We start from the raw sequence: 17,290 nt of genomic DNA, 5'->3' as shown, positions 1-17,290 counted from the left end.
GCAGGGGACTTTTCCTTATCCGCGCTCGATTCTAAAAAAAACAACATTACCTCGAAAAATGAGAGAACATTTTCAAACTGTATTAGGTTTTCGGGTTTTCAATTCAAATACATTTAATAAATGGGAGATGCACGAGTGTCTTTTCAATCACTATGATATTAAACAATATTTACCTGAAACCACTCTTTATAAAAGTAACAAGGATGTGTTCTCCTTTTTAAATGAGCATGAACAAATATATATAAAACCTTTATCAGGGAAAAAAGGAGTAGGGATTCAGAGGATTAAAAAAGTGGGAGAAGAAGTTTTGTTCAATGATGGGTTTCATGAAAAGAAGATTCCTATTAACAGTCTAGCCGATGAACTTAAGCAATTAGAGCCGGAGCAATTTCTTTTGCAGCAAGGTTTAAAGTTAAAACTCTTTGAGGAAAGCATCGTTGATTTTCGGTTGATCCTTATGAAAGACTACCAAGGAAAATGGAAAGATGTTGGTTTGATTGGTAGAAGAGGTATAGCTGGAAAAATTACGAGTAACCGTTCAGGTGGAGGTCAAGTTGAGCGTGGAGAGAAAACTTTATCAGAAGTTTATCGATTATCACACTTAGAAGTAACGAGCATTCGTCAACAGTTTTCTGAACTTGCATTCAAGATAGGAGAGGCTTTGGATAAAAGTGGAGTCCATTTTGGGAGATTAGGAATTGATGTAGCCCTTGACGACCAATTAAAGCTATGGCTGATAGAAATTAACCATAAATCACCTAACGATTATACAGCCTTTTATGCAGGAGAGGAAGCCCTTTTTTATGAAACTCGTTTATTAAATATGCTTTACTGCAAGAGACTAGCAGGGTTTTAGTATGAATCAAACGATAGGTATTTTAGGAGGAATGGGGCCACTTGCAACTGTTGATTTAGCGGAGAAAATCATCTTATTGACAAAGGTAAGTCGTGATCAAGACCATATTCCGCTTCTTATTTACAATAACACGAGGATTCCATCAAGGGTAAACGCCATTATGGACCAACAAGAAAGTCCGGTAGTTGAATTAATTAAAACCGCCAAAGTGTTAGAAAAAGCCGGGGTCGATTTTATCGTGATGCCATGTCACACAGCTCATTATTGGTTGGAAGATATTCAAAAACACATTCATACTCCGATTCTAAATATGATTGAGAATACAGTTCATTTTGTGAAGAACTCAATAAATGGAGAGAAGCAAATATTATTATTAGCGACTTCAGGTACCGTAAAGGCTCAACTATATCAAAAGGCCTTTCAATCAGAAGATGTTCAACTTGCCATTCCGACTAAAAAAGAACAAAAAATCGTGGCTAGTGCGATTGATGAAGTAAAAGCTGGCTATATTGCTAACAACCAGTATTTAAACGAGTTAAATAAAATCATTCAAAAATATGAGCAAAAGGGAATTTCAGCCATAATCGGCGGATGTACAGAAATACCGTTACTTTTCCCCTATATTCAAAATAAAAAATAACAAAATATGATCCGACATTAATGCTAGCCAAAATGGCAGTAAAAAAAGCGATGCAAAATAATAAACGAATTGATAAAACTTTAAAAAGGGAGGGATGATCTTGAATATTAAATGGAGAACAGTACCTAAAGAAGAAGCAATCTATCTTTCAACCGCATTTTGTCAAAAATACGAAATTCGTGAAAAAAGGATCTTCGTTCATTTCGGGGCATGGACTAAAGAATTAAACATAAAAAAAGAAGAGGCATTAGAAGAAAATACGATAGAGCTATCTATGCAGAACAGTGCTCATTTAGAGAGTCTTACCAAACTTCCTTTTGAAGTAAAAGTAGAAAAAAAGAATCTTTATATTGGTCCTGTTGTCGCTTTTATCGCCTTTAAGTCATTTGAATCTATTAAGAAATCAAAGTTGACCCAGTATAAGAAAAGATTTAATCATGAGAAGCTAGCTAATGGATTGTTTTATATTTGTGCTCTAGATTCTTTTGAGCCAATCACTCAAACAGTAAAGGGTTATTATTATGATTCAGAGGCAATAGAAGAGAACGAGCAATGGAAGTTGGGAATATTTCCTTATCCAGCAGCTATTTTTAGGAGGAAGAAGCTTTCCGAGCAACTTTATGATCATTTGCACACATATGTTGGTGACACTATCTTTAACACGTATCATTTTAATAAATGGGAATTTTGGAGTTGGTTAACGGTCAATGAACAAATAAAACAATACTTACCTTATACAGAACGTTTAACCGATCCGCTAACTCAAGTGAAAAGAATGTTAACAGAGTATGATTCTGTCTACATCAAGCCAATTCAAGGTTCACTAGGGAAGAAAATTGAAATGGTGAAAATGCATATGGGATGCTTCCAATTTATTAACGCTAAAAAAACGATGACTCAAATAGAAAATGAAGCCGAGTTAAAAAGGTATTTACGGAAGTTTAACAATCAAAAGTTTATCATTCAACAAGGAGTTCCGCTCATCTATGAAGAAAGAAAGGTAGATTTCAGAGCTTATATGCAAAAAGATGAGCACAAACGATGGTCTTGCTCTGGGATTATTGCTAAATTTTCAAAAAAAGAACAGATAGTTACAAACATTCAGCAAAGTGATAAACGAATGTTAGGTAATGAAGCGATGGCTTTGTTATTTCATTTAGGAGAAAAGGAAACAGAGCAACTTGTCGAAAAAGTAGAAGAAGTGTGTTCGTTTATTTGCGAACAACTTGACCGTTGCCAAAGTGGTCATTATGGCGATCTTGCTCTAGATTTTATTATCGATCAAAAGTTAAATATTTGGATTTTAGAATTAAATAAGAGTTACGGTTATGTTCTCTTACAACAAGAAGGTTTTGAAGAAATATACGAGAAGGTAATGACGACTCCTTTTCTTTATGCTAAATCAATTGCTGGTTTTTAATCAAATGAAGGGAGATGAAAACATGTATATAAATTATATTCCGAGTAAAAAAAGCGGAATAGTATATATAACGGAGCAGATTAAAGAAAGATATCAGATTCATTCGCAACGAATTTTAGTTCAATTTGGAAATTGGATAAAAGAAATGGTCGTAATGATGAATGATGAATTGCCTGATGAAACAATCGGGTTTTCAGAAGATTTGATCAATGAAGTGACTATTCCACAAGAATTACCATATGAACTCCTTTATGAAGGACGGCACTTACGAATTGGGCCTGTCATTGCTTATATTGCACTTAAAAGTGAAAAAAAAGTAACAGCAAAACGATTAAATTATTTTAAAAAAAGATTTACCAATTATGATCAAATAAAGGGCGTCATTTTCCTATGTGCTCCAACTGATATCGATTTTACAACAAAAACGATAGAAGGTTATTATTATAATCCAAATGGTGAAAATCGCCAGAACCGTTGGGTGAAAGCGACTTTCCCATACCCGGATTCTGTTTATAAATGGAGAAAACTTAAAGAAGAAACTTATGATGAGCTTATTAAAACAATTGGCGATCGAATCTTTAACTCCTATCATTTTACGAAATGGGATTTATATGAATGGGGTAGTACAGACAATGAATTAAAGGATTATTTTCCTTATACTGAAAAGTTAACGGAATGTGAGCAAGTCAAAATGCAGATAGAAAAATACGGTACGGTTTATTTAAAGCCTTCTAATAGCTCAAGAGGACGAGGGATTATGATGGTTCAACAACAACAAGAGCAATATCAAATGACTAATGTTGATAACGAATCGAATGCTTTTGTTCATTGGGAAGATGTCAAAAAAGAGATGCAACCATTGTTACAAAAAGACTATGTGATTCAACAAAGTGTTTCAACCGATTTTGATGAACATCATTTAGACTTTAGAGCGTATTTGCAAAAGGATAGAAACAGGAAATGGAATGTTCAAGGAATCATTGCCAGAATGGCTGAAAAAGGTAGCGTAACGACTAATCTTCAATATACGAAAAAGATTGTGGAAGCTAAAGAGGCCTTGAATGATATTTATCAAGTCAACGAAGAAAAAAATCAACTGCTATACGAAAACATGGAATCGCTTTGTATTAAATTATGTCAGTTATTAGATCGAGAGGTGGGCAATTATGGTGATTTAGCAGTGGACTTTATTGTCGACCATGAACATCGATTATGGTTTTTAGAAATCAATAAAATTTACAAATATAAAAGTTTAGAGCAATTAGAGAATGATGAGTTATATAAAAAAATTATGCCAACCCCATTTGAGTACGCTAAAACCTTAGCCGGGTTTTAGAACCGTGCATTGCTGAGGAGGTGGGTAAAGAGTAATTGGTAATGAAAAGTAGAGGTGCGGAGGATTAGGGTGCGAAAAAAAGAGTAATTAGTAATGAAAATGCGAGGTGCGGAGAATTAGAGTGCGAAAAAAGGTTAATTGGTAATGGAAAAATGCAATGTGATGAATTAGAGTGCAAATAAAGGTTAATTAGTAATGAAAAAATGGAATGCGATGAATTAGAGTGCAAATAAAGGTTAATTAGTAATGAAAATACGAGATGCGGAAATTTAGAGTGCGAATAAGAATTAATTGGTAATGAAAAAATGAAATGCAGGGAATTAAGGTACAAAAAACGACATTATGATAGGCACCCACATAAAAAAGAGCAGCCAAAAGTTTCGATTAACTTTTGGCTGCTTGATCATTTTATCTTTTGTTGTTTGTTTTTGGATCGGAACCACAACGCTCATTTTTATTTAATTGGTCAATTTGCTTCATCTCTTCATTTGTTAATTCAAAATCGAATACTTCAAAATTCTCTTTGATTCTTGAAGGGGTAACGGATTTAGGGATGACAATGAAGTTATGTTGAAGATGCCAGCGTAAAATCACTTGTGCGGGTGATTTTTGATGGGTGTTAGCAATCTTTGTGATTTCTTCTAATTGTAATACTTCTCCGCCTCTTTGTAGGGGACTCCATGATTCTATATAAATATCGTTTTCTTCACAAAAAGCTTTTAGCTCTTTTTGCGTTAATAATGGATGACATTCTACCTGATTTAAAACAGGTATTACCTCACATTCATCTAAAATGCGCTGTAAATGTTCAATGGCAAAATTACTAACTCCAATGGCTCGAACTCGGCCATCTTTATAAAGTTTTTCTAATGCTTTATACGTCTCTACATACTGATCATATTGAGGAGTAGGCCAATGAATTAAATAGAGATCAACATAATCTAAACCGAGTTTCTGTAAACTCAAATCAAACGCTCGTAACGTGTTTTCATAACCTTGGTCACCATTCCACACCTTTGTTGTAATAAATAACTGATCACGAGGAACACCGCATTCTTTTATCGCTTTGCCGACACCTTCTTCATTTTGATAAATGGTTGCTGTATCAATAGAACGATAGCCAACATTTATTGCTTCTTTTACCGCTAATTCAGCTTGCTCATTTTCTACTTTAAAAACCCCGAAGCCGAGCTGTGGCATTTGGACTCCATTGTTTAATGTCACGATGTTCATGTACGATTCATCCTCTCATTTTTCAAAATTTAGGTTGATCATGCTCATTATCCCATATTCTTTTTCAAGATAAAAACAATCTGCTCTTATGCTTTAGTTTCTACTCCTTAAAAGTTTCAAAGTTTGATGAAAAATAATAGAATAAAAGAAAGGAGTGGATGACGTTGGACACAAAAAAGGCTTTAATTGTTGGAGCGAGTGGGCTAGTTGGCTCAGAACTTTTGCAAATTCTACTAGAAGGGGACCGTTATTCAGAAGTTGTTGCTTTCGTACGAAGCCCATTATCGATTACACATCATAAGTTAAAGGAAGTGACGGTTGATTTTGACAAGTTAGTAGATTATCAAAATGAAATGGACGTACAAGATGTGTATTGCTGCCTTGGTACGACGATCAAGAAAGCGCAATCACAAGAAAATATGTTTAAAATTGATGTCCAATATCCACTTACATTGGCAAAACTGGCGAAGGAGAAAGGAATGGAGCATTTTATCTTAGTCAGTGCGATGAAGGCAAATTCTAAATCAAAATTCTTCTATACTCGAATAAAAGGAGAGTTGGAAGAACATTTAAAAGCTTTATCGTTGCCGGCTTTGTCTATCGTTCAACCATCATTACTTCTAGGAGAGCGAGAAGAATTTCGTTTTGGTGAGAAAGTAGCTGATTGGGCGTTTAAAAGCCTTGCATGGATGTTAAAAGATTCAACTAAAGCGAAATGGGGAATTGAGGCAAAAACGGTAGCCTCCGCTATGTACGGTATTGCTCAATTAAAGGCTCAAGGCACAAATGTTTATTCAGCACAGGATATGGCATCTATTGCTAAAAAAGTACAAGTGTCGATTTAACTCATTCAATTTTGTGAAAAACTTCATTTTTTCTGCACACTTTTTTTCTAAGCTAGTGATAGTCAATTAAAGGAGTGGTAGAAGATGAAACATATGAAAAAGCTAATGAGTGCTTTTGTATTGGTAATCGTTTTAACTGGATGTGGAAGCACAACTGATGAAGTTGATTCCAATGATGGGGTAAATCACAATGGTCAAAATCATGAAGGACATGACTCACATGCAGGTATGAATCACTCAAGTTCTGGAGAAGTGCCAGAAGGGTTAAATGAAATGGACGAGCCTACTTATGAAGTAGGGAGTGAGGCTTTAATTGTTGATGGACATATGGAAGGAATGGAAGGAGCAGTAGCACAGATTGTCGGAGCATATGATACGTACGCGTATGCTATCTCTTATACACCTGAAAATGGCGGTGAACGTGTCGAAAATCATAAATGGATTATCCATGAAGAAATTGTTGATGCAGGGGACGAGCCATTTGCTGTCGGAGAAGAAGTACAAACGACAGCTGAACATATGTCTGGTATGGAAGGAGCTCTTGTTGAAATTGACTCTGTCGAACGAACAACCGTTTACATGGTTGATTTTACGTTAACCACAACAGGAGTTGAAGAGAAAAATCATAAATGGGTGACGGAAAGTGAATTAGGAGCTATAGAGGAATAAGCGAACGGAATGGATATGCTAATAGCCGAATCTTTTTTGGATTCGGTTTTTTTGTTAGAGTCGGACTTGTAGAGCTCAAGCCGGACTCTAACACGAATACATAGTCTCAAACATCAAGCCATTTATATCCTATACCCCAAACGGTTTTGAGGTATTTTTCGACAGGAACGTTAGCTTGCCTTAATTTGTCTCTTAAATTACGGACATGCGAATCAACGGTACGGTCTTCGATATTTAATTCATTATTCCAAACGGAACTAATTAAATTTTCACGTGTATACACTTTATTTGGGTGAGAGAGGAAAAGCTGTAATAAAGCAAATTCTTTTTTAGTTAATAGCAGTTCTTTATCTTGATAGTGAACTTCAAATGAATCATTGTTAAGCATTAAGCCTTTGAATTGAAGCTGTTTCTTTCGTCCACTTCTTCTAAGAACAGCTTCGATTCGAGCCACTAATATTTCTTCGTCAAAGGGCTTGGTAATATAGTCATCAGCCCCCATTGTTAAACCTGTTAATATATCCTGTTTATCCGTTCTGGCAGTTAGCATGATGATTGGAATATCTTTTTCTTTTTTATCTCGGTACAAACATCCCAGCCGCTCATTTCTGGCATCATGACATCTAGTAAAATTAAATCAATGTTCTGATGTATTGCATATTCGATTCCTGTACGGGCAGAGCTTTTTTTCACACAAGTATAACCTAAAGGGCTTAAATACAAAGATAATAAATCAAGCATTCTTTCTTCATCATCAATTAGTAATAAAGTTTGGTTCATTTTTTTTCATCCTTAAAAAGTAATTGAATCGTTGTTCCTTTGTTTTCTTTGCTTTGAATGGAAATATCGCCACCGTGGGCATTCATTAGTTCTTTGACAATAGCTAAGCCAAGACCTGAACCACCATATTTACGTGTTCTTGCTTTTTCAACCCGATAAAACTTGTCCATAATATGGGGAATATCGCTTGCTGGAATGCCTTGTCCATTATCAATAATTTCGATTAATAGACCGCTATGTACCGCTGAGACAGCTACGATCACTTCGGAGCCGCTATTAGAATAATGAATGGAATTATCTAATAAATTGACAATGATTTGTTCAAACCGTCTTGGATCAGCACAGAGGGATAATTGATTTGGGCATTGAACGGACAATGACATCTTTTTTTCGTAAAAAGCAGGTTCCATTTTAAGCTGAACTTGTTCTAGAAAGTTCGCTAAATGAATCATTTCCTTTTTAATTTCAAATTGGTTCTGATCCAATTTCGCTAAATCTAATAAATCATCGATTAATTCGGTTAACTTTTCGGATTCTTCTTGAATAATTTTCAAATATTTATCCTCATCTTTTGCTGAAAGTTTTCTCTTTTGGACAACATCTGCATAGCCTTTAATATACGTTAATGGTGTTCGTAATTCATGAGCAATTGTAGCCAAAAATTCATTTCGCTCTTTTTTTAGATAATCTAAATCATGAGCAAGGGTTTGAATGGACCGGGCGAGATCGCCAAGCTCATCTTTGCGCGTATTAGGAAGGGAAACTGAAAAATCACCCTTGCTCATTTTGCCTGTTGCTTCTTTCATTTTAAGTAAGGGTTTGACAATGTTAACCGATAAAATAAAAATAATGATCGTTGTTAAGGAAATGACAATAAAAGCAGTTAACCAAAAGTGTTCATTTAATTGATGAATGACGGCATGCAAGGAATCGGTTGACAAAAACATATAGACATAACCAATCGTTTCGCCATTTCCATTTATAATTTCATGTACCGTATTGATGTAAGAAAAAGAATCAATATCATCATTTAAAATCAAGCCTTTTCTCGGAACACTGTCAAAAGTAAAGTTTTGTAAAAAGGCTTCCTCAACCCGTTGGTTTTGAAAAGAGGAACTTAAGACTTGCTGATCTGCATCTGTCACCATGACATCTGTATTTGCTGCGACTTCCATTAAGGTCACATGGTAAATAGTCTCCTCATCAAATGAATGCTCCAGTGTTAGCTGGTGTGAGTGTCCTCTGGCTAAAAGGGAACTAACTTCATCCTCAATTCGGGAGTCAACTAAAACATTATGCAAAAAAAAGACCATAGTCAATTCTAGCCCTAGGATGATGACAAAAAACATAAGTCCTATTTTTAATGATAGTCTAAATTTCATGCACAGGGCCTCACTCATTTTAAATTTACTCATTCGTTTTTATTATAATCAAAAAAATGTCGAGAAATGGTGCAGTTTTTCATTTTCAACAAATAATGTAGTAATTTTCAGGATTTTTAAAAGGATTTATCGAGAGCTTTATCGAAATAAAAAATATCATATATAAATAATGATATAAAAAAACTGATATGGAGGACTTATGCTTACAAAAGTGGTAGACGACATCTATTTAGTGAAGGTCAGATTTCCATTTGGAATTCGTGAAGTCAATTGTTATTTATTTAAGGGAGAACGTGGGTATACATTAGTTGATACAGGAAGTGAGGCAGAAGAGTCTATTCAATTATGGACAGATATTCTTTCTTCAGGAATCGTGATTGAAAAGATCGTTTTAACACATGTCCATCCCGACCATGTTGGATTAGCCCGCTGGTTCCAAGAAAATCATCAATTACCAGTTCATTTATCAACAATTGGAAATGAAGAGCTAAAAATGATTCAAAATGATCATATTAAAGAAGAAGATCTAGAAAATATTGTTTTTGAAAATGGGGCCCCGAGTATTCCAACTGAGATGTTGTCATTAGATCCTACCCCTTATTATTTCACACCAGATGTTCTGTTTGAAATAGGAGAATTTATTCAATTAGGGGATGATGAGTATGAAGTGATATGGACTCCTGGTCACTCTACTGATCACATGTGTTTTTACCAAAGAGAGAAACAAATTCTTGTCGTAGGTGATCATGTGTTAAAGGATATTTCACCGATTATTTATTTTTCATTGAGCAATAAAGAAGTCGACTCAATGAAACATTATTTTGAATCGCTTGACTTAATTCGAAATTATCCAACGAAACTGTGTTTACCTGGGCATGGAGAAGTATTTAGCAATTTGACTGAAAGAGTAGATGAATTGAAAAAGGGTCATGAACATAGACTTGAACAAATGCTTAATTGTTTGAAATCGGATTGGAAAACGGCCGCAGAAGTTTGTGCTGAAATATATCAACCTAAAAAGAAGGCTCATTTTTTTAGTCCATTTATTTCTACAATTGCCCGTTTTAAATATCTGGTCTCAGAAGGAATGGTTGATTATTCCACAGAAAACGGCATTCGATATTATCGAGCTAAAAGTGAATGCAATATAAAAAAAGTAGAAGTTTCAACAACTGATTGATTTAAATTCATATCTTCAAATGACAGTTGGAATTATTTGTGATAAAAGGAGCTAAAAAAAGCTTGATTGAACTATTCTCAATCAGGCTTTTTAGCTTCTTTTCTTAGTACGATAAATAAAAAGATAGTAATTAATGTAAAGGCAGTTAGGGCTAAGAATGGGATGGTTATAAAACCAAACCAATTGATATATTGCATGTTACAAGGGATCCCATCTTTACAAGGGGTTATTGCTCCAAAGGAAGGGATTTTTTGAATGAGATAATGATAAATGGATATACAACCGCCTATTATTGATAACGGAAGAACGTATCGTACGACTTTAAAGTCATTAAAATAGACCGCGATCCCAAGAATAAAAGTTAATGGGTACATAAAGATTCGTTGGTACCAACAGAGTTCGCACGGAATAAACTCTTTAACTTCACTAAAATATAAGCTTCCAAGTGTAGCAATAATGGAGACGAGCCAAGCAAAATAAAGAAAGGATTTGGCAGACATTAGCTTGGCCATCATTTAGTCCACCAATTCTTTTTCAATTAATGATTTGATATGTTCGTAATCAAAAGGATTTTCCACTAATGTTCCATTAATAACGATACTTGGTGTTAATTGGATGTCATATTCGATGACTTGTTCTGTATCAGCTGTTAACTCGTCGATAAAAGTTTGTTCGATAATATCTGCTGCCAGTTGTTCTAGATCAATTTCTGCTTCGATTTCAGCCGCGATTTCAACAAGCTTTAATGGAGTGATCCATGCTTCATCATGATTTTGGGCAGCCGGTTGTTGATGAAAAATTTCTTGATGGTAATCCCAGAAGGCTTCTGGGTGGTGATGCCAAACAGATTCACTAGCAAGGGCAGCTAACCCAGATTCTTCTCCGTGAAATAACGTATTGATATATGAGTACTGAACGAGTCCATCATTAATAAAATCTTCTTGTAACTGAGGTAAAATGGTTTCGTCCCATCTTTTACAAGCGGGGCATTTATAATCACCAAACTCAACAACTGAGACGGGAGCATCTTTATTACCCAGAATGGGCTGTCCGCTAATATCTGGATGCTCAGAAAGAATAATATCTTGATTTGGTTCATCTTTTTGAGTGAAGAAGAAAAAAAGAACAGCTGTAACGACTAACGCAAGTGTAAAAATAACAATAAATTTTGAAGTGTGCGTTGAACTAGTAGACATAAAAAACTCCTTATTTAGTATGGATTCTTTGTTTAACCCATTAAGTATAATAAAGCCAAATTGTGCAAAAAGTATGCAGTTATTGATAGTTTCGCTAAATCTCTTTTATTTTAGTAGATAAGATAGTCCCTGACAAACAAAACATCCCACCATTCTAGGGGTGAGATGTTAGTCGGTGTTAATTAATATCAAAATTAGCTAATTTCCATTCATCTTCTATTAGCTTAAAAGTTAATAAATATTCGATGTTTGATTTGTCATCTACTTCAGCAAAGATAACGTCAATTTCGTCTTCGAAAATCAAGTTAATCGTTCGGAATTCTAAAGTCTCCAAAGTGAAATGATAAAATGAGGATATTGGTAAATAGTTCGCCTCTTCTGAAGCAATCATTTCAATAAAGCTTTCATTTTGATTATTATATGCAGTAAATACATCCAATGATAAATTCAAAAGCGTCTCTAGAATCTCTGAATGTGGAACAGTCGGATCTAACAAACTAAGTTGTTCTTGCAACTCATCTATTTGCTCTTCTCGGTTATTAACTTGTTGGTGAAGAGCATCCGTTGCAATTTGATATTCAATTTCTTTCGCGTTTAATTGTTCTTCTAACTCTCTATTTTCAGCTCGTAATTCATTGTTTTCTTCTTTAAGGTCACTTAATTGTTGTTGAATATCTATGCTGCCATTATTTGTTTGAGTTGTGTCGACACATCCGACTAATACGAATGCCAACAAACATAAGAACGGTAATTTTTTCATCTTGACCTCCCCTTAACATTAAGAGTTTACCATAGAAATGGAGAAAATTTGTATCTTTTTTAATTATTTTGGACAAAAGACAGCAAAAAAATAACGAGTTATCGAAAACTCGTTCTGAGAAACGAAGTGAGTTATTCAGATTAACATGTAAGATATTCGCTATTATTCCTCATATTCCTTTTTTCTCTCAGAGTTTTGTAAATGATTTTCTGTTTTTAACTTAAGTTTTGTAGAAATGGCTTAAAAAAAGTAGATGAGCCTCATTTTCTCATCTACTTTCTTATTGTGATTCATTTTCTCATACAGTTCGAGTAGTGGCATGTGTTTGATTAATTGACTTCTTCTTCTTCCTCTTTCTCTTCTTTTTTATCAAGGAGATGAATGAGGCAAAAGTTTATGAGAGTAACTAATGGAATAAAATAAATGAGTGTGTAAATCCCTAAGCTTTCAAAAAAACGATTTGTTTGATTTTCAAAAATTTGATTATCCATGCTATAAACAACTGGTGTAGCGGCCACTAAAATAAAAGCAGAAATTCCAAAGGCAAAGGCAAGTGCTATGTATTTATGTTGTTTCTTTTTCATAATGACGACGCTAGCTATAATAGATACAACGAAGGAAACAAGGATAATCGTAATAAATAAACTGTTCACAAAAAAACCTCCGATAAGAAATTAATGTCAATTAATCGTAACAGAAAAATCAAGTCTTTGATATGATTATATAGTAACTATTATTCATTTTGGGCATTAACCAAATATTGTTGTTATTATGTCATAAATGGACCGATAAAAGTCATTGAATTTGAGGTGGGTGGAAAGAATGTTTACGTATACGCTCTGTTTTATTAAGCGAAAAGATGAGATCTTGTTATTAAATCGTGAAAAGCCGCAATGGATGGGAGCTTGGAATGGGGTTGGTGGTAAAATAGAAAGGGAAGAAGAGCCGCTTAAAAACATTATTCGCGAAATGAAAGAAGAAACGGGTCTTTTGTTTAAAAAAGAGGATGTTCATTATAAAGGAACGCTATCGTGGAGTGATGTCGGGAATACATATTATGACGGTCTTTATCTTTTTGTGGCTGAGCTTCCGGAACAAATCCCCTATGTAACTCCTATCAAGACAGCGGAAGGAATTTTAGATTGGAAAAAAATTGAATGGATTCTGCATCATGAAAACGTCGGTGTCGCAAATCTGTCCTATTTCTTAGAAACGATTTTATCAGATCAGGAGATTTACGAGCATGCTTTTATTTATGAGGAAGATCAAGTTGTTCAGTTTAAAAAGAAATTATTAAATCAGTCGTTGGAAAGTGTATAAGTGATAACCCTGAACAGATAAGGTGGAGCTCACATATAATAGCAAAAATTATCTATGTGGGAGGATATTATGTATCATCATATTGTCAAGCCTGGAGAAAACTTATGGCAAATTTCAGTGGATTATCGGACTCCACTTGCAGAAATAATCCAAGCGAATCCAATGATTAACCCAAATGTATTGTACATCGGTCAGCCCATTATCATCCCTGGCTTGCCAGATCCAAATACATTACCGTATGAAATACATGTTTCTCTTTCTAATCATACTTTGACTTTATTACAAAATGGAATGATAGTAAAAACTTATCCGATTGCAGTGGGAAAGATGTTAACGGAAACACCAGTGGGTGATTTTGTGATCATTAATAAGGCCCCAAATCCTGGAGGGCCATATGGAACGATGTGGATGTCCCTTTCAAAACAGCATTATGGTATTCACGGTACTAATGATCCGTCTTCCATTGGAAAATCGGTCTCACTTGGATGCATTCGGATGTTTAATGCCGATGTGGAAGAGCTAGCCGCAACGATTCCGATTGGAACAAGAGTAAGGATTCAACCATAGGGAAGATTATAAAACTATTCCTTGAGTTATTAGTGGAATAGTTTTTTCTAATTTAAAAAGATAGATATCATTCGGTCTTAAAATCCGTACAAATAGAATGTTATAATTTGTATGTATTAAACTAAGCAGAAATTTGTGGGAGTCTACGTATTTATTTTGTTATTTGATTGTACGGGCTAAAAAGTACTAAAAAACTTGATAGTTATAGCAGGAAAATACAGAATGTATTAAATAGAATTCATAACTTCTATCTGTAAAGAAAGGAAAGAGAATAAAAATGGATCGGGATGAAGGTGACGGCATTGAGCAGCAAAAGACTAAACTCTTAACAGGAATCGGCTGTTTTTTGGGGCTAGTTTTTTTAATGCTTTTAGTTATTTTTGCAGTCGGTTGGTTGTTCTTTACAAAATCATTTGAAGAGACTCAATTGGAAGTGAGCTTTTCTCCAAATGATATAAACAAAATTGAAGTGGTTAAGGTAGACGAATTTCCAGATCCTATCCTTAGAATTAAATATGATGACAAGTCCATCATGAAAACGAAACTTCCTCAAAATATATCAATAGAGTGGAAAAATGATTATGAAGCAGAGGTCATTCTTACTAGAAGAGGGAGTGAACCAGACATTGTTAAGGTAGAGTTTGAAGAGCCATAACTATAACACCTAACATAATTAAATTAAACGTTTGCTTCAGGGATGAGTCCTCTTTAGTTGATTGGCTTGTCTCTGGTTCAGTGATGGTTGACGACTCAGATTGTATTTTGTTAAGGTCTTCTTTCCTTGCTAGATAAAAAATTCATATAGTATGGAGTTATTATCCGGTAGCTTGCAATATAAATATATATAACCAGGTTTTGATCCTTATATTTCACACAAAAATTCTGTTGTTTTACTGGAATTAATTTGGTAGTATATTAATTTGTATGTGAGATAAGTGGAGAGAGGATTTGTAGCAAATGATAAGACGAATTAAGTGGCCTGGTTGGCTGGTGCTTCTTATCTTGGTTGTTGTTGTAAGTAGTTTCTTTTTTAGTCTGTTAAAGAAAAACACTGCAACTATACAGGCCCAAGAGGTGGTAGTCTCTCAAGGTCAAATTATAGATGAGAATGATCCAAGTTTTGAAACAAAATATTCAGGGATTGATGTGATTAGTAAAACAAAACAAACTGGAATTTATACATCTTCTATTATAGTACCGGAAACGGGGATTGAAGCTATTGACGAGAATGTCCATGGTTGGCTTAACAATAAAGAGAAAGAATTTTTAGAGCAAGTGGACCTAAATAAGGATTTTTTAAACGAGGATCATCTCGCACATTTAAATATTCAAATGACCACGCAGCAAATTACGAGTCATATCTATAGTTTTATATTTAGTAACTATCAATATTATGGGGGAGCCAACGGAAATCAAGAGGTTACTACGTTTACAATTGACCTTGAAAAGGGAAAGATTTTAGAATTAGAAGAAGTTCTGGCAGTCAATAAAGATTTAGTTGATACAATTTATCAACTGGCTTTTAATCTATTACAAGAAGATGAGGAGCGGTTTAGTTTTATATTTGAAGACTATTTAGAAGATGTATTAAAGACACCTACAAAGTGGAAGTGGTCTTTAAGTAGTGACGTTTTCTCGCTTTATTTTGATAAATACGAAGTTGCTGCAGGAGCTGCGGGTCTCATGCAGGTTGATATCCCTCTGGATGAAATTCTAGGATACATTCATGAAGATATCCTCATGGGTTCTGAGAAAATAGAGATAGAAGATATAGAAAAAGATATTATAGATATAGAGTCAGAATGGAAGGAATTAGAGCCGGACGGGAAATATGTAGCCCTTACATTTGATGATGGCCCCCATCCTAATGTAACACCTCAAGTTCTTGAGACATTAAGTCAATTTGATGCTAAAGCTACATTTTATATGCTAGGTACACAAGTTGAATATTACCCTGGCTTAGCTCAAGAGGTAGCACGTTTAGGACATGAAATTGGAAATCACTCAATGAGCCATCCTGATATGGTCACTCTTGACTCAGAAAGAATAAAGCACGAGTTGGAGGAAACGAGTTTACAAATCGAAGAAGCAGTTGGCTTTCGACCTTCGACTATGAGGCCTCCATATGGTTCATATAATGATGGGGTAATCTCTCTTATTTCAGACATTGGAATACCGATGGTTCTCTGGTCTGTTGATTCCCTTGATTGGAAAAGCAGAGACAAGGATGAAATAAACAAAGTTATCCTTAACAATGTCCATGACGGAGCTATTATTCTGATGCATGACATCCACCAGGCGACTGCGGACGCTCTTCCTCAACTGATGAAAGAACTTGAAGAGCAAGGATATGAGTTTGTGACCGTTTCGGAGCTATTATATCAAAACCATGGTGAAATTGGTCCACATACTAAAAGATAATGTATTTAATAGGGGGTAGCGACAAAACCACCTAAAGAAGAGTTAGATGACTAAAATGACGGTCATCTAACTTTTTTAATAGTTAAGTTCTCAACTTTCGCAGAGTATAATTGCCCCTTAACCGTTGATAGAAATTGACTTTACATGAACGACTCAATCGTTGACAGTCTGAACACATCTCTTCGTAGGCTGTGGAAGGAAACTGTTCACTAATAATGAAGAGCTTCGGCTGTCGCGAACAATGTGATTAACTCTTCCTTCCTATTGAAAAAAATGTAAACAGTCAACCCTTTGCTTTAATACGTCATGTTCATAAACGAACAAACCAATCTCACGTTATCTGTGCATCAAGAAATAAATAATAGGCCCTCCGGCTGTCGCTCCCAAACAGACACTCCGCGTCTGTTTGGGAGCTTGATAATAGAATCGAATCTAGGTTCGTTTTCTCATGGAATAAAAAAACAGACAATACTTCAAAATACAGTAGCTTGAGAATGATTTTTCTCCTTCCATGACTCATTCCGTTACAGTTGTAAATAAATCCGTGTTGATGCTCTGTTAGCTAGACTAGCGAGCTTATTTCGATTGGAATTCTGTCTTTTCATAACTAACAAAGTGAAGAAGAAGGTCCTTCTGCGTTAGAAATAGCTAATTGAGAATGGCGATATCATCAAACCTCGCCACC

Annotated in this window: 17 protein-coding genes and 1 pseudogene; 11 read left to right on the top strand and 7 right to left on the bottom strand. The window is 34.9% G+C overall.

The genetic code is table 11. The annotated features are described in order from the left end of the window. The 4 genes from BALCAV_RS17340 to BALCAV_RS17325 form a co-directional block, all read left to right on the top strand. Positions 1 to 856, top strand: an 856-nt coding sequence (locus BALCAV_RS17340; RefSeq protein ID WP_040324170.1) for a YheC/YheD family protein, incomplete at its 5' end; no start/stop codon positions are given. 1 nt (position 857) lies between these two features. Then, positions 858 to 1,496, top strand: a complete 639-nt coding sequence (gene cuyB, locus BALCAV_RS17335; RefSeq protein ID WP_235213136.1) for a cysteate racemase — start codon at positions 858 to 860, stop codon at positions 1,494 to 1,496. Between the two features lie 100 nt (positions 1,497 to 1,596). After that, positions 1,597 to 2,916 (top strand): YheC/YheD family endospore coat-associated protein, encoded by a 1,320-nt coding sequence (locus BALCAV_RS17330; RefSeq protein ID WP_040324169.1) that lies wholly within the window; start codon positions 1,597 to 1,599, stop codon positions 2,914 to 2,916. 22 nt (positions 2,917 to 2,938) lie between these two features. Beyond that, positions 2,939 to 4,252, top strand: coding sequence for a YheC/YheD family endospore coat-associated protein (locus BALCAV_RS17325; protein ID WP_040324168.1), 1,314 nt, complete (start codon positions 2,939 to 2,941; stop codon positions 4,250 to 4,252). A gap of 408 nt (positions 4,253 to 4,660) precedes the next feature. Here the strand turns inward: BALCAV_RS17325 and BALCAV_RS17320 are convergent, their stop codons facing one another. After that, positions 4,661 to 5,485 (bottom strand): aldo/keto reductase, encoded by an 825-nt coding sequence (locus BALCAV_RS17320; RefSeq protein WP_003324219.1) that lies wholly within the window; start codon positions 5,483 to 5,485, stop codon positions 4,661 to 4,663. 164 nt (positions 5,486 to 5,649) lie between these two features. On the opposite strand from BALCAV_RS17320, the gene BALCAV_RS17315 reads away from it, so the two are divergent. Continuing rightward, positions 5,650 to 6,330 (top strand): NAD(P)H-binding protein, encoded by a 681-nt coding sequence (locus BALCAV_RS17315; RefSeq protein ID WP_003324221.1) that lies wholly within the window; start codon positions 5,650 to 5,652, stop codon positions 6,328 to 6,330. A gap of 84 nt (positions 6,331 to 6,414) precedes the next feature. Next, positions 6,415 to 6,999, top strand: a complete 585-nt coding sequence (locus tag BALCAV_RS17310; protein WP_003324222.1) for a YdhK family protein — start codon at positions 6,415 to 6,417, stop codon at positions 6,997 to 6,999. 106 nt (positions 7,000 to 7,105) lie between these two features. Here the strand turns inward: BALCAV_RS17310 and BALCAV_RS17305 are convergent. Then, positions 7,106 to 7,779, bottom strand: a pseudogene (locus BALCAV_RS17305) (response regulator transcription factor). Then, the gene (locus tag BALCAV_RS17300; protein ID WP_003324224.1) at positions 7,776 to 9,161 is read right to left on the bottom strand and encodes a sensor histidine kinase; all 1,386 of its coding nucleotides are present in this window, start codon (positions 9,159 to 9,161) and stop codon (positions 7,776 to 7,778) included. The pseudogene BALCAV_RS17305 and the gene BALCAV_RS17300 overlap by 4 nt, the downstream one beginning before the upstream one ends. Positions 9,162 to 9,360: 199 nt before the next feature. Between BALCAV_RS17300 and BALCAV_RS17295 the strand changes: the two genes are divergently transcribed. Then, positions 9,361 to 10,341 (top strand): MBL fold metallo-hydrolase, encoded by a 981-nt coding sequence (locus BALCAV_RS17295; protein ID WP_003324225.1) that lies wholly within the window; start codon positions 9,361 to 9,363, stop codon positions 10,339 to 10,341. A 77-nt stretch (positions 10,342 to 10,418) separates the two neighbouring features. Here BALCAV_RS17295 and BALCAV_RS17290 read toward each other — a convergent pair whose 3' ends face one another. The 4 genes from BALCAV_RS17290 to BALCAV_RS17275 form a co-directional block, all read right to left on the bottom strand. Then, entirely contained in the window at positions 10,419 to 10,856 is a 438-nt protein-coding gene (locus BALCAV_RS17290; RefSeq protein ID WP_003324226.1) for a disulfide oxidoreductase, read from the bottom strand. Next, positions 10,857 to 11,537, bottom strand: coding sequence for a thioredoxin domain-containing protein (locus BALCAV_RS17285; protein ID WP_003324227.1), 681 nt, complete (start codon positions 11,535 to 11,537; stop codon positions 10,857 to 10,859). A 178-nt stretch (positions 11,538 to 11,715) separates the two neighbouring features. Continuing rightward, on the bottom strand, positions 11,716 to 12,297 hold the full coding sequence (locus BALCAV_RS17280; protein ID WP_003324228.1) for a hypothetical protein: 582 nt from the start codon (positions 12,295 to 12,297) through the stop codon (positions 11,716 to 11,718). A 329-nt stretch (positions 12,298 to 12,626) separates the two neighbouring features. Then, positions 12,627 to 12,950, bottom strand: a complete 324-nt coding sequence (locus BALCAV_RS17275; RefSeq protein ID WP_003324229.1) for a hypothetical protein — start codon at positions 12,948 to 12,950, stop codon at positions 12,627 to 12,629. A 169-nt stretch (positions 12,951 to 13,119) separates the two neighbouring features. Here BALCAV_RS17275 and BALCAV_RS17270 point away from each other — a divergent pair, with 169 nt between their 5' ends. The 4 genes from BALCAV_RS17270 to BALCAV_RS17255 all read left to right on the top strand — a co-directional run bounded on the left by BALCAV_RS17270 (position 13,120) and on the right by BALCAV_RS17255 (position 16,605). Beyond that, complete coding sequence (locus tag BALCAV_RS17270) at positions 13,120 to 13,617, top strand: NUDIX hydrolase (protein WP_003324230.1); 498 nt, start codon at positions 13,120 to 13,122, stop codon at positions 13,615 to 13,617. A 69-nt stretch (positions 13,618 to 13,686) separates the two neighbouring features. Continuing rightward, the gene (locus tag BALCAV_RS17265) at positions 13,687 to 14,184 is read left to right on the top strand and encodes a L,D-transpeptidase family protein (RefSeq protein WP_003324232.1); all 498 of its coding nucleotides are present in this window, start codon (positions 13,687 to 13,689) and stop codon (positions 14,182 to 14,184) included. A gap of 277 nt (positions 14,185 to 14,461) precedes the next feature. After that, entirely contained in the window at positions 14,462 to 14,839 is a 378-nt protein-coding gene (locus BALCAV_RS17260; RefSeq protein ID WP_003324233.1) for a hypothetical protein, read from the top strand. Between the two features lie 302 nt (positions 14,840 to 15,141). After that, the gene (locus BALCAV_RS17255; protein ID WP_003324234.1) at positions 15,142 to 16,605 is read left to right on the top strand and encodes a polysaccharide deacetylase family protein; all 1,464 of its coding nucleotides are present in this window, start codon (positions 15,142 to 15,144) and stop codon (positions 16,603 to 16,605) included. Positions 16,606 to 17,290: the final 685 nt, after the last annotated feature.

This window comes from Alkalihalobacillus alcalophilus ATCC 27647 = CGMCC 1.3604 (assembly GCF_000292245.2).
Classification (GTDB): domain Bacteria; phylum Bacillota; class Bacilli; order Bacillales; family Bacillaceae_D; genus Alkalihalobacillus; species Alkalihalobacillus alcalophilus.
The sequence above is the reverse complement of the archived record's forward strand: the minus strand, read 5'-3'. Positions and strand labels throughout refer to the sequence as shown.

What these genes read in the sequence shown, in the direction of transcription:
- cuyB (WP_235213136.1), top strand. Translation starts at nt 858, where the DNA reads ATGAATCAAACGATAGGTATTTTAGGAGGAATGGGGCCACTTGCAACT.
- BALCAV_RS17325 (WP_040324168.1), top strand. Translation starts at nt 2,939, where the DNA reads ATGTATATAAATTATATTCCGAGTAAAAAAAGCGGAATAGTATATATA.
- BALCAV_RS17320 (WP_003324219.1), bottom strand. Translation starts at nt 5,485, where the DNA reads ATGAACATCGTGACATTAAACAATGGAGTCCAAATGCCACAGCTCGGC.
- BALCAV_RS17310 (WP_003324222.1), top strand. Translation starts at nt 6,415, where the DNA reads ATGAAACATATGAAAAAGCTAATGAGTGCTTTTGTATTGGTAATCGTT.
- BALCAV_RS17300 (WP_003324224.1), bottom strand. Translation starts at nt 9,161, where the DNA reads ATGAAATTTAGACTATCATTAAAAATAGGACTTATGTTTTTTGTCATC.
- BALCAV_RS17295 (WP_003324225.1), top strand. Translation starts at nt 9,361, where the DNA reads ATGCTTACAAAAGTGGTAGACGACATCTATTTAGTGAAGGTCAGATTT.
- BALCAV_RS17290 (WP_003324226.1), bottom strand. Translation starts at nt 10,856, where the DNA reads ATGATGGCCAAGCTAATGTCTGCCAAATCCTTTCTTTATTTTGCTTGG.
- BALCAV_RS17285 (WP_003324227.1), bottom strand. Translation starts at nt 11,537, where the DNA reads ATGTCTACTAGTTCAACGCACACTTCAAAATTTATTGTTATTTTTACA.
- BALCAV_RS17280 (WP_003324228.1), bottom strand. Translation starts at nt 12,297, where the DNA reads ATGAAAAAATTACCGTTCTTATGTTTGTTGGCATTCGTATTAGTCGGA.
- BALCAV_RS17270 (WP_003324230.1), top strand. Translation starts at nt 13,120, where the DNA reads ATGTTTACGTATACGCTCTGTTTTATTAAGCGAAAAGATGAGATCTTG.
- BALCAV_RS17265 (WP_003324232.1), top strand. Translation starts at nt 13,687, where the DNA reads ATGTATCATCATATTGTCAAGCCTGGAGAAAACTTATGGCAAATTTCA.
- BALCAV_RS17260 (WP_003324233.1), top strand. Translation starts at nt 14,462, where the DNA reads ATGGATCGGGATGAAGGTGACGGCATTGAGCAGCAAAAGACTAAACTC.
- BALCAV_RS17255 (WP_003324234.1), top strand. Translation starts at nt 15,142, where the DNA reads ATGATAAGACGAATTAAGTGGCCTGGTTGGCTGGTGCTTCTTATCTTG.